The organism is Bacillus sp. B1-WWTP-T-0.5-Post-4 (assembly GCF_009183795.1).
In the GTDB taxonomy this organism is placed as follows: domain Bacteria; phylum Bacillota; class Bacilli; order Bacillales; family Bacillaceae_G; genus Bacillus_A; species Bacillus_A cereus.
This window is the reverse complement of sequence record NZ_WEIJ01000006.1, coordinates 283,059-295,616: the sequence shown is the minus strand read 5'-3', so window position 1 is coordinate 295,616 and position 12,558 is coordinate 283,059. Positions and strand designations below refer to the sequence as shown.

The window sequence follows — 12,558 nt, the reverse complement described above, 5'->3', positions numbered from 1 at the left end:
GCCATTCTCCTTTATGTTGAAGTTTGAAAATATGTACGAGTAAACTGAAAATATAAAGTGAAACTTTAATCAGTGGGGGTTTTACTACCCGGCAAATAGCGGGATAAAGCACCTCTATCTTATAATATGTTTTGTCATCCCAATAGAGAATGCTTCAAACCCTATAGATTCATAGTAAGATTGCAACTTTTCTACACACATAAGTTGTGGAATAACCTTGTTTTGTTCACAGTGCTGGATTAATCGTTTCACTATTTCTTTTCCGATGCCACTAGACTGATATTTTGGCAATACACCAACTCCACAAATAATGCCTGTTATGACTCCATCTGATATGACACGCCCCATCCCTACCAACCTCTTATCATCAAAAACATAAATTGCATACCAACTTTGCTTACACATTCGTTCTAACTCGTTAACCGTTAATTTAAGAGAATTCCATCCTAAAGATTCGTATAAGGATAATAATCCATTAAAATCTGTAGGATGTTCACTTGTGTAGCGTATACTATTTTCCATGTAAATACTCCCTATTCTCTGGCTTGTTTATATTTCATAAAATTCCTTTTACACAAATCTGATCGATGTAAAAATAACTAGAACAAACTTCAATAAGAAAGATAGAATTCCTTCTCAATATAAAATAAAAAGAAGTTATCTCACTTAAGATAACTTCTTTTTATATAAGACTCTCATTATATTATTAACCAAAAAATATACAACTGCATACGATTAGCACAAACAAAACTAATAAACCATTTGAGAAATAACCCATTGAATACTACCCCTTTATTAAATTATGTAAAAGATTTTATCATAAAATGATTTACAACTTAATAACTGAAAAAGACATTGTATTCATTAGTTATATATGTTTAGTAATATTTTATTTTCGGTTATATTCTCGTTCCCTGAAAGTGCTTATCATACTCTTCTACTTCAGTTCATATAAGTTCAAAATATTAAATAATAAGTAAAAAAGACCTCCACCTTACGAGATCTTTTTTACTTATTTTCCAAATACACTAATTGATTCTTCCTCAATTACAAGTAAACAATTAGCATATTACATGATTTAATATCCCAACAGCCAATTCAACTCTATTAATTCGGTTCGACCTTAATATCCCCCTTTTATTCCAAAAACTCAATAATCGTTTCACATACTTTATCCATCTCCTCGATATCTGGGAAATGTCCACTATTTTCAAATATAACAAGTTTACCATTTTTCAATTGTCTCGTTATTCTATAACTCATTCCTACACCCGTGTTATAGTCATGCGCTCCAACTATGACACACGTATCAATTTCTAAACCTTTAATACGCTCAATAAGCGGTAAAGATGCTTTTGTTCCAAAAATAACTTTGCTCATCTTCCCTGTATTACTTAACTGACTTTCCTCCCAAAGACTCCGATTTAGCTTTGCAAATTCTTCATTTTTAAACAATAGTCGATCTACATTTTCTGTATCAACTATACTCCAAACTTGATTATATTTTTCTTTTAGCGCAATTTTCGACTTACTTATTTTCAATATTTGTTCTTTCATTTCCCCTTTCGTTACTTGTAGAAAACCTTCTATCTGCACAGTATACATATCATTTAAATCATCTAACGATGGTGCTTGTAATACCATTTTTTCAACATTTTTCGAATATTTCAAAGCATACTCTAAACAAAGTTGTCCACCAAAAGAATATCCTAACAAATTTATCTTCTCTACATGTAATTGCTTTCTTAATTCCTCTAAATCTTCGACTAGAGTATTGATTGAGTACTCACTGTCATCTTGTGGTGCCTCACTTCGTCCGCAACCTCTTTGTTCGTAATAAACTACAGTCATATTTCCTTCTAACTTCAAACCAAGCGCTCTTTCGAATACATAACGATTACCACCTGGACCACCATGTACTATAATAAGAGGGACTGTATTATGAGCTGTCCCTGCAACTTTACACCAATGCATAATCCCATTGATTTTCAAATAGTGTATACCATCTTGCAACATTAACTGATTCATTTATCCTCTCTCCTCATCGCTCACTTATTACTATCTAAATGTATAAGTTCTGACCATTTACACTTTTCCCCTTTATATTCTTTAGACACTATCCTCATTTATATGAATAGCTTTCTTATTCAAAAATAGATTTTTAAAAATTCCTACTCCCACAATTAATAAACCTATACCAACTAATTTATTTACTTGTAATGGAACACTCTCCATTCCAAATAATCCGAATGTATCAATGCATAACGCAACGACCAATTGAGTAATAAGACTAATTAGCACCGTATATGCTGGGCCTAAGCTCTTTATTGCACCCATTATACAAATAATTAACCCGATACCAAACAGTCCACTTACATAAAACAAATAATTTGTAGTATACACTTTAATGTTAATACTGTTTTCTGTAATGATATAAAATAGAATAGAACTAATGAGACCTATTCCAAGGACACATGTAGTTGTTAACCACTGTCCTACATTTTCATTTACTTTTGCATTAAAAACAGATTGTACGCTAATTAATATTCCTGCTAATATAGCTAAACTAAATCCAATCAAAATCTTCCTCTCCCTTTCATTGCTCATATATATTATCTTTAGCGACTTCCTTCATTCTAGAAAAATCTTTAATTACAATAACTCCATTACTCTTTTCAATTAGTTTTTCATTATAAAATCTTTGTAATACCCGAATTACGTGCCTATAACTTACCCCTATAAAATCTGCAATACTCGTTACTGAAGTTGCATCCAAATCCCCTTTATACATATTCCCGTTACTATCTGTTGAAATTGAAAGCAAATAACTAGCTACACGTACTTCTACAGGATAAAGTAAATTAAGAGCAGTAAAACGAGTCGATATTTTTAACGTGTTGGCAATGTTTTCAAGCAAGAACTTCATAAATATAGGATCATGTAATAACTTGTTTCTAATAACCGTATTAGAAATAGAGATTGCTACAACATCTGAACAAGCCTCAACGACATTATGTGCTTTGCTATTTTGAATTAATTCAATATCACCAACAATGGCCAATGGATTGATAAAGCGAAGGATTAGTTTCTTCCCTTCAGGTGTAATCGTGTAAACTTTTACTTTACCTTTAACAACAAAATATAAACGATCCATTTCGTCATCTATATTGCAAATAAGCTCGCCTTTTTCAAAGTGATTTAATTGAAAATAAGCTGTATCTATTTCTGAAAAAATCTCGAGCGTTTTATTGGTTCTCAAATAATGCTTAATTAAAGCTGATTTATCCTCCATATTCATTTCTCCTTTCATTTACATATTAAATACAACAATACCTATAATCATTACTATTGTTCCCACAATATGATATCTCTCCATCTGTATCTTTTTTATATGAAACAGTCCTTTCATTTCAATAACTGTTGCCGTTAACAATTGAGCAACCATTAGTGTGCCAGCTGTCAATGTAACTCCTAGTGAATATATCGCCATCGTTTCTGCACAAATAATGAATCCACCAAATGCACCCGCTGCTAAATATACTTTTTTCACACTCTTTAAATCTGTTACTTTCTCTTCTTTCTTTAACAAAAATACAGTTGTTGCAATAATGAATCCAATTAAATGGGTTATAATACTCGTCGACCATATACCGATATGTGAACTAAGTTTCGCATTAAAGGTTCCTTGAAGTGTTATAAATATCCCCGCAAAAACAGCAAATATAATACCTTTCAAAAAATCATCTCCTCATCCTTTATTTCTGACTTAATTAAAAACCATCATCCTATAATCGCAAAAGGACAAATGTCACATCACTATGAAAATAACTTGGAATGAACAAAAAACACACCTCAAAAATGCGAGATGTGTTTATGTTAATTATTCATATATAAAGTTTTATAAATTTAAATTACGCTACATTAAAAGATTTCTTTTTCATAACAAACTTTGCAAATAAGAAACGTACAAGCGGTCCCATAATAATTAATTGTAATGGATATGCCATTATGAAATTTTTAATAAAAATCGAAAAATAAATTGAAACAAATGAATCTCCTTTTAGTCCACCATGTAAATGCATCATAGCCATACCGAAAAATGACATAAAGAACACCATTCCAATTACCATAGTTGTCGCCATTGCAACGATAATATTTATTTTCTTAGATTTATCAAATGGCAACATGAATACAATTTTTTTCGCACAAGGTCCAACTATAAATATTTCAATTAATAGCGCAATAATAAAGCCAATTAATAGTTCTAATGCAATCTCTTTAATATAAATTGATCCTCCTGTTTCATTCATTAGTAAATTGTAAAACGTCATTACGATAACCATTCCAAGGCACATCATCATGCCAAATTGGAGGTTTTCCTTTCTTGTTGTTGGCAAATTTCATCATCCTCTCTCTTTGAGTCTTTGTCATTATATCGACATTGCCCCCCCCTTCGTAAGTGAACATTTTGTGAACAAATTTAAAACGTTTTCATGTATTTTCTTTACTTTCAACTCAAATTCTCACTTTTACTTATAAAGGTTTTATATATTTCAATGCTGAATTACTAAATTTAACATTGCATTACATTATTACTAGGAGGATAACCATGACTGAAGCTGAATTTTACGCATATCACATCGTAACAAGGAAAAAAATGCATATCGGACAAATGATTCCTTTTAACAAAAATCAACACAATACTCTATATCACTTCTTTTTTGAAAGAGAACAATTAAATGCTAATGGTGAAGATGGCATACAAATTTTAAATAATCACTATAAAAATGACGAATTACATATAAATAATGAAAATGCTAAAGTAGTTATGAGTTATATGGATCAAACAATTAGAGCAGTTAGAGAAACAATTGTAGAAATGGTTAGACTACAAGAATTCCCTGAATACCCTTCCAGATTATCTTGTTTATACGCTGCTAAAAGCTATGAGGATGCTTTGAAATGGAGAGCGCTATTTGATTCTTACAATCGAGAAGTTTTGCAGATTGTTAAACTACGAGTAATCGGAAGTTCTTTTGAAGGTGACGGGAATCTTTTACCGAAAGAAGATGGTATTCCTTTTTCTCAAAAAATCGAACAAGCTAGAGAGTATTGGAAAGGAAATATTAGAAATGAGCTTCCTGAGCTACTGATTAATGGAGAAATTGAAGTGGTGGAAATTATTGATGACTTCTCCTCAATTCATATTTAATTTCTAACTAAATCATATAGGATGGAGATTACAATGAAGAAAAAAGTGTACTTCAATCATGATGGCGGCGTAGATGATTTAATTTCATTATTTTTATTACTTCAAATGGAAAACGTTGAACTTGCCGGTGTATCTGTTATCCCAGCAGACTGCTATTTAGAACCCGCAATGTCTGCCAGTCGTAAAATTATCGATCGTTTCGGCAAAGGTAATATTGCCGTAGCCGCTTCAAACTCTCGCGGGCAAAACCCGTTTCCGAAAGACTGGCGGATGCATGCATTTTATGTAGATGCTTTACCAATTTTAAATGAGTCTGGAAAAGTTGTAACACCCGTGGTGGCAAAGCCTGCACATCACCATTTAATAGAAACACTTCTACAAACGGAAGGAAAAACAACTTTATTATTTACCGGGCCCCTAACTGACCTTGCTCGTGCATTATATGAAACTCCCATCATCGAAGATAAAATTGAACGTCTCGTTTGGATGGGTGGTACATTTCTTACAGCAGGCAATGTACATGAACCAGAGCATGATGGAACAGCTGAGTGGAATTCGTTTTGGGACCCTGAAGCAGTGGCTCGTGTATGGGATGCACAAATTAAAATCGACTTAGTGACACTAGAAAGTACAAACCAAGTTCCGTTAACTATAAACATACGTGAACAGTGGGCAAAAGAACGAAAGTATATTGGTATGGATTTCCTTGGTCAATGCTATGCAATGGTTCCCCCTCTCGTTCACTTCTCAACGAACTCTACCTACTATTTATGGGATGTACTAACTACCGCGCTTGTCGGAAACACTAACCTTGCAAAAACTGAAACGATTAATAGTATCGTTCATACATACGGACCAAGCCAAGGACGTACAGAGGAAACTACTAATGGACGACCTGTAAATGTCGTTTACGATGTAAAACACGATGTTTTCTTTGAATATATTACTAAATTAGCTAAAAAAGCTACTACTTGAAACCTCAATAACACGAAAAAAATTTATTAAGAATGATATACTTTAATTAATATAACATGAGGTGATAAGATGGATTATGAGTTACTAAAAGAACGAATAGAAATTATAACTTCTAGAATTAAATACATAGGTGGTGAAGTTCAAGAAGTTTGTATAGATGAACCATCTTCCCTTGAACAAATAATCCAAGTAGAAGAAAAACTGGATATTAAACTACCAAATAGCTTCAAAAAAGTACTTTTAGAGTTCTCAGGAAATTTTAGCTTACGCTGGTTTTTACCTGACGATGTAGAGCTACCAAATGAATTTACTGATATTTTTTGCGGAACACCCCACTGGAGTTTAGAAAGTCTTTCTAAATTCGAAAAAGAACGTAAAGACTTGGTTGACGAGTTTTTTTCAAATTTAGATGATGAATATGATGTAGTTTGGCACAACAAATTAGCATTTTGTGAAGTGGGAAATGGAGATTATTTAGCATTTGATATGAAAGATGATATAGATGCTCCAATAATTTACCTAAGCCACGACGATGGAGAAGGACATGGGTATAAGATTGCGAATAATTTCATTGAATTCATTGAGAATTGGTCAAGAGTAGCTTTTGTAGGATGCGAAGATTGGCAGTGGTTACCTTTCACTACCAGTTTTGAAAGTGGTATAAATCCAGATGATGAGCCAGCCAAAAAATTTAGAAATTGCTTGGGACTTAATATTTAAAAGAGTATTGAATTAAATTTCAATACTCTTTTTGTGCAATTTAATTATATTTGATTAATGTAGTGTCTTACAGATTATTCATTTCATAACCATTGACAAAATACGTTATTGTTTCTAACTCATCTTCATTTAATTCTCTATCTAGTTCTTGTTTGTACGCTGCCTTTATCTTCTCTTCATCGCCCTTATGAGCTTCTGTATAAGTTCCTACTGCTTTTAACATGCGAATCTCTTGTAAAAACTCCTCTCGATTTATCGCTTCCCCATGAGAAAGAATATATGTCTCAGCATCAAATTTTTCTAATTCATCTATTAATGCAAACGTTCTTTTCGTCGTATAGTTCCACTTCGAGGAAAAAATATCTGCATATATACAGTCCCCTAAAAACAATATCTTTTCTTCTTTTATGTACATAACAACTGAATCATATGCATGATCTCCGCCCACATGTTTTAACACGCATGTCACCTCACCAAGATCTAATTCCATTTGATCCTGGAACGTTAAGGCCGGAGGAATAATGTTAATATTTCTCGCTTTTTTTTCAAACTCTTTCTTGATGCAATCCGCACAAAATTCAATTTCAGTACCCTCTTTTACGCGTGCATCCAACGCTTCATCTGTCCATTCATAAGATACTATTGTCTGCATTTCTTTTTTCGTTTCAGCGTGCGAAATAGTTAATGCATTCCGTAATACAGATAATCCAAAAATATGATCCCAATGCCAATGCGTTAGTGCTACAAAATCAGGATTTGATACATTTTGTTCTTTTAACATTTCTAAAAATAATTGCGCATGTTCTTCTGAATTCCCTGCATCGATCATTAACGTTTTTTCTTTTCCAACAACCATTCCTAATATAGGTCTATCTGTTTCAGAAACAGGTGTCATATACCAAAATGAGTTTCCTATTTTTTTAATTTGTTGCATAACCAATTCCCCTTTTCATTTCCTCACTTAAGTTTAATATATAGATTATAACGAATCACTACTTTTTTCTCTATACTCAAACACAATTACTTGGACTAATCTAACTTTTCTTTTCGTAAGCTAAAAATAAGGGAATAGAATCGGAGTGTGATACTATGGAACGTTTATGGATCCCAATGATTGTAACATTTTTTTCGTTCGGTGGATTGCTATTAGGCGGTGCTGTTGGAGTAGCAACACGCCAACTCATTGAAGAAAAGATGCATCGTTTATACGCATTATGTGGCGGTATTTTGTTTGGGTTATTGTCACTTGAAATTATTCCTGAAACATTTTCAAGCTATGAAATGATTGGACCTATACTTGGTATAGCTATCGGTATTTTAGTTATGGGCTTATTAGATAACTATTGTCACCATCCAATGATACATAAAAAAGATCAACAAGCATGGCAAACCTTTCTTTTTCTCTCTTTCGCTATATTTATTCATAATATACCGAGTGGATTTGCGTTAGGTACAGCTTTTATAAATCATAATGACTCTGCCATTCCCTTTTTAATAGCAATCGTCGTTCACCATATTCCAGAAGGATTAGCTTTAATTATTCCATTTCTTTTTACAAAACATAAATATATTTCCTTTTTATTAACAACTTTATTACTTTCTCTTATTCTCGGTACTGGCACAGTTTTTGGCATTTTGATGGAAGGAAAAGCTCTTCACCTGCAAGGCCTCATTATGGGAAGTGCTATTGGTTCACTTGGATATGTCACAATTCATGAAATGCTTTGGAAAGCTAAGAAACAGCTCTCTTTCCTTACATTTCTAATGTGGGCAACTAGTGGTTTTTTACTAATAACAGTGTTCACTTTATTCGCTGGTCATCATTAAAGTTGCTAAAGTGAAACTTTTGTTCCTCCCACACTGATTCTTGGATTACAAATAACCAGATAAATTTTCTTATTTGTATATTTTTCCTATTTTTCCAAAACATAATGTTATCTACCTATTATAAGGAGGAACAATTATGTTTGGGAAAACAGCCGGTGAAGCATTAGTTGATTTATTAATTGACTGGGGAATAGAACACATATACGGCATGCCTGGAGATTCCATTAATTCTATCATTGAAGCTTTAAGAAAAAAACAAGATAAAATTAAATTCATTCAAGTTCGCCATGAAGAAGCTGGTGCATTAGCAGCGGCTGCCTATGCGAAATTAACAGGAAAACTTGGCGTTTGTATGGCAATTGCAGGACCTGGTGCTATTCATTTATTAAATGGTTTATATGATGCGAAACTCGATAAAGCCCCTGTTCTAGCAATTTCAGGTCAAGTAGAAACCGATTTACTTGGAACGGACTTTTTCCAAGAAGTAAATTTAGAAAGAATGTTTGATGATGTTGCGGTTTATAACCAGCGTATTATGTCAGCAGAGCAACTACCTGCCGTAGTGAATCAAGCAATTCGAATGGCTTATACGAAAAAAGGTGTATCCGTTCTTACAATTCCAGATGATGTCCCTAAATTCGAAGTAAAAAATGGTGCCCGTGTTACAAATACTTCTTTTACTTTGCCTGAGTTGTTTCCACAAAAAAACGATTTAGATGCAGCGAAACTCGCAATAAATGAAGCGAAAAGGCCTGTGATTTTAGCTGGAAAAGGAACAAAACATGCGAGAGAATCTTTACTTGCATTGGCAGAACATATTGGTGCTCCAATCGTACTTACATTACCAGCTAAAGGAATTATTCCTGATGAACACCCTCTTTGTATTGGTGGATTAGGATTAATTGGAACGAAACCTTCTTATGAAGCAATGAAGCATGCAGATACTTTAATTATGGTCGGTACTTCTTATCCGTTCACCGGCTTCTTACCTGAAAAAGCAAAAACAATTCATATCGATACAGATCCTGCCCAAATCGGGAAACGTTATGCGACAGATATTGGTTTAGCTGGTGATGCTGATAAAACATTACGATGGTTAATTGAAAATGTTGAAGAACACACAGACCATTCCTTCTTAGAACATCACCAAGAAATGATGAAAAAGTGGGAAGAAAAATTACACGATCAAGAAGAAGACTCTTCCATTCCAATTAAACCACAACGCGTTATGCATGCTCTGCAGCAAGTAGCACAGGATGACGCAATTCTATCAGTCGATGTCGGAAATGTAACAGTATGGACCGCAAGACACTTCCGTATGACAAACCAGCAATTTGTCATTTCTAGCTGGCTCGCAACACTTGGTTGCGGTTTACCTGGTGCTCTTGCTGGAAAAATTGCATTCCCGGATAAACAAGTATTTGCAGTTTGTGGTGATGGCGGATTTGGAATGACGATGAATGACTTCGTAACAGCTGTAAAATATAAATTGCCAATCGTTGTCGTCGTATTAAACAATAATAAAATTGCGATGATTAAATTCGAGCAAGAAGTTATGGGTAATATCGAATTCGAAACAGATTTAACGAACCCTGATTTTGCAAAATATGCAGAGGCGTGTGGAGGTATTGGATACCGTGTTGAGAATTTAGATGAACTCCTTCCCGCTTTCGAAAATGCAGTAAAACAAAATAAACCGTGTATTATTGATGTAGTTGTAGATGCTAACGAAGCACCAATGCCAGCAAAAATCACATTTGGTCAAGCCGCTGGTTATACGAAGCATATGATAAAAGAATTATTTGAAGAAGGTAAGATTGATTTACCTCCACTTTAAACGAAAAAAGATAGCTGAAAACAATTTGTCTTCAGCTATCTTTTTTATTTTTGTATCTCTCTATAAAAAGAAAAGTCATTCATAGTTGGTTGTACTTGTTTCTCTACTTGTAATTCTTTACTTTCCCTCTCTAGCTTTCTCACATTTCCTAACTTAATCGCATCTTGCATGCTATTACTAATTAGATTTCCAGCTAAAATTGTCATACTATAAAAAGCAATCGGTATAAGTACAATCCATGTATGAGTAGTTAAATGACGGAAGTTTTGACCAATTAGGCCGGTCCATTCTTTTGTTACACTATCTGCCTCTGTACCAAAGATAATTGTTCCACCAAAAAATAACTCTAACAAGCCAAGATGCAAGAGAAGTAATAAAGTACTCACAAATTGTTGAGCAACAAGTAAAAAAAATGATGGTAATACGTGTGGCCATACGTGATTTTTCACTCTATGCCATTTACTGCCCCCAAGCACAGTTGCTGCCATCATAAATTCTTCTCTTTTTATCCGACGGACTTCCTGCGCTGTATATAACATAATTGTTGGTACCGCTAAACACGTAAGGATAACCATTTGAAATATTACCCTTAAATGAAACGGCTCTGGTACTGTCCCATTTTCAAACACTAAAACTTCCTTTAACACAAAAAAAGAAATCATAACCATAGGTACAATGCTGAACGGATCAAAAAAAGATGCTATAACTGGAAAAGAACGTTTGCTATACATACCAAGAAGCAAACCAATACCTCCTCCAACTATAACTCGTAGAATCGCTATAATTACGCTCGCACCAACTGTCCATTTCGCTCCTTCTATTATTAGCTGGAAAAGATCGCGTCCTTTCTCATCACTACCGAACCAAAATTTATTCGACGGTGAAAATGGAGCAGCCTCTAGTTCTCCTTTTTCGTTATACATCATCGTAAGTTCACGGATATTCCCATCGAAAAATAAAGTATTTCCAATACTAACAATCATAAGTACGCTTAAAAAAGTAACACCAAACCAAAATCTCACATCTCTTTTTACAACTTGCCACATGCTAAACACGCTCCTTTATTACATTTTGTAAAAACGTATGTAATAAACGAAATAGTATAAAAAGCGGTACGTATAATATAATTAAACTTACTGTAAATATTTCTAATTTCGAATTTTCTTTTACAAAAACAAACATACCGTACGTATTAAATATCCATTCAATAATATATAAATTTGATAACATAAATAAAATATTTGTTTTTGCATAATAGATTGTTGTTAACAAAACATTTCTTGAAATATGATTTGTTAAAATATGTCGTAAACTAAGCCCTTTACTTTTAGCAAATATACTATAATCTTTCTCTAATTCTTCTCTGAAACGTAATAGTAGTAGCTTAATAAATAATAGTGTTGTAGGCAAAGTTAGACATATTATTGGCAATAGGCGAGCCCTTTCCTCCCCAATCCCCGCTAGTTTTACTGGCATAAAGCCTGTCTTTTGAAAGATTATTACGACTAGAAGTTGCGATAATAAAATTATTAAAATATCTGGGATGCTTTCAAGTACAACAAAAATCCCATTCCACATTCGTTGCTTTGATTGAGACCGTTGTAATACCCACACAACGAGAACATACGCAATAAGTAATGACAGTAAAAATGCCGAAATAAATACAAACATTGTCTCTAAATAATGAATCCATATTTGCGGAAATAATTTCCTCGAATCTCGAAATCCATATGTAATTTCCCAAGGTTGGAGTAACTTTCCTCCAATAAACACAATCGTGTTCCAAAAACCAATTAAATCAATTTGTAATCCCTTAAATAATCGAGGGAGCGCACCTAAACAGATTATACATAGAATTGCAGCGAATAATTGTAAACAAGTAATCCCACACCACTTAGCAGTTCGCATCAACATAACTATTACCCCTTCAAAAAAGAATATTCAGAAAAAACAAACATCTTCAACCATACCTTGAATTCGCTTTTTC

14 protein-coding genes are annotated in these 12,558 nt (G+C 33.5%); 5 read left to right on the top strand and 9 right to left on the bottom strand.

What is annotated here, in order from left to right:
* Positions 1-114: 114 nt before the first annotated feature.
* From GBN91_RS19975 to GBN91_RS19950, 6 genes are all read right to left on the bottom strand, one after another.
* On the bottom strand, positions 115-522 hold the full coding sequence (locus tag GBN91_RS19975) for a GNAT family N-acetyltransferase (protein ID WP_000431735.1): 408 nt from the start codon (positions 520-522) through the stop codon (positions 115-117).
* A 615-nt stretch (positions 523-1,137) separates the two neighbouring features.
* Positions 1,138-2,028 (bottom strand): alpha/beta fold hydrolase, encoded by an 891-nt coding sequence (locus GBN91_RS19970; protein ID WP_152122074.1) that lies wholly within the window; start codon positions 2,026-2,028, stop codon positions 1,138-1,140.
* Positions 2,029-2,109: 81 nt separating this feature from the next.
* On the bottom strand, positions 2,110-2,580 hold the full coding sequence (locus GBN91_RS19965) for a DMT family transporter (protein WP_000579025.1): 471 nt from the start codon (positions 2,578-2,580) through the stop codon (positions 2,110-2,112).
* A gap of 16 nt (positions 2,581-2,596) precedes the next feature.
* Positions 2,597-3,292, bottom strand: a complete 696-nt coding sequence (locus GBN91_RS19960) for a Crp/Fnr family transcriptional regulator (protein WP_000389681.1) — start codon at positions 3,290-3,292, stop codon at positions 2,597-2,599.
* An 18-nt stretch (positions 3,293-3,310) separates the two neighbouring features.
* On the bottom strand, positions 3,311-3,736 hold the full coding sequence (locus GBN91_RS19955; protein ID WP_006918615.1) for a DMT family transporter: 426 nt from the start codon (positions 3,734-3,736) through the stop codon (positions 3,311-3,313).
* Between the two features lie 175 nt (positions 3,737-3,911).
* On the bottom strand, positions 3,912-4,397 hold the full coding sequence (locus tag GBN91_RS19950; protein WP_016122471.1) for a DUF2798 domain-containing protein: 486 nt from the start codon (positions 4,395-4,397) through the stop codon (positions 3,912-3,914).
* Between the two features lie 212 nt (positions 4,398-4,609).
* Here GBN91_RS19950 and GBN91_RS19945 point away from each other — a divergent pair, with 212 nt between their 5' ends.
* The 3 genes from GBN91_RS19945 to GBN91_RS19935 all read left to right on the top strand — a co-directional run bounded on the left by GBN91_RS19945 (position 4,610) and on the right by GBN91_RS19935 (position 6,907).
* On the top strand, positions 4,610-5,212 hold the full coding sequence (locus GBN91_RS19945; RefSeq protein WP_152122072.1) for a DUF2441 domain-containing protein: 603 nt from the start codon (positions 4,610-4,612) through the stop codon (positions 5,210-5,212).
* A 21-nt stretch (positions 5,213-5,233) separates the two neighbouring features.
* Complete coding sequence (locus GBN91_RS19940; protein WP_152122070.1) at positions 5,234-6,187, top strand: nucleoside hydrolase; 954 nt, start codon at positions 5,234-5,236, stop codon at positions 6,185-6,187.
* Positions 6,188-6,256: 69 nt separating this feature from the next.
* A complete protein-coding gene (locus tag GBN91_RS19935; protein WP_006918611.1) occupies positions 6,257-6,907 on the top strand; it encodes an SMI1/KNR4 family protein in 651 nt (216 codons plus the stop codon).
* A gap of 67 nt (positions 6,908-6,974) precedes the next feature.
* Here GBN91_RS19935 and GBN91_RS19930 read toward each other — a convergent pair whose 3' ends face one another.
* Positions 6,975-7,841 carry an MBL fold metallo-hydrolase gene (locus GBN91_RS19930; RefSeq protein ID WP_006918609.1) on the bottom strand — a complete coding sequence of 289 codons (867 nt, stop codon included), beginning with the start codon at positions 7,839-7,841 and terminating at the stop codon, positions 6,975-6,977.
* A 155-nt stretch (positions 7,842-7,996) separates the two neighbouring features.
* On the opposite strand from GBN91_RS19930, the gene GBN91_RS19925 reads away from it, so the two are divergent.
* Positions 7,997-8,734 (top strand): ZIP family metal transporter, encoded by a 738-nt coding sequence (locus GBN91_RS19925; protein WP_000440615.1) that lies wholly within the window; start codon positions 7,997-7,999, stop codon positions 8,732-8,734.
* Between the two features lie 136 nt (positions 8,735-8,870).
* A complete protein-coding gene (locus GBN91_RS19920) occupies positions 8,871-10,571 on the top strand; it encodes a pyruvate oxidase (RefSeq protein WP_152122068.1) in 1,701 nt (566 codons plus the stop codon).
* Between the two features lie 44 nt (positions 10,572-10,615).
* Here GBN91_RS19920 and GBN91_RS19915 read toward each other — a convergent pair whose 3' ends face one another.
* Both GBN91_RS19915 and GBN91_RS19910 read right to left on the bottom strand, forming a co-directional pair.
* On the bottom strand, positions 10,616-11,617 hold the full coding sequence (locus GBN91_RS19915; protein WP_000267878.1) for an ABC transporter permease subunit: 1,002 nt from the start codon (positions 11,615-11,617) through the stop codon (positions 10,616-10,618).
* 1 nt (position 11,618) lies between these two features.
* Entirely contained in the window at positions 11,619-12,485 is an 867-nt protein-coding gene (locus GBN91_RS19910; RefSeq protein WP_000929104.1) for an ABC transporter permease subunit, read from the bottom strand.
* Positions 12,486-12,558: the final 73 nt, after the last annotated feature.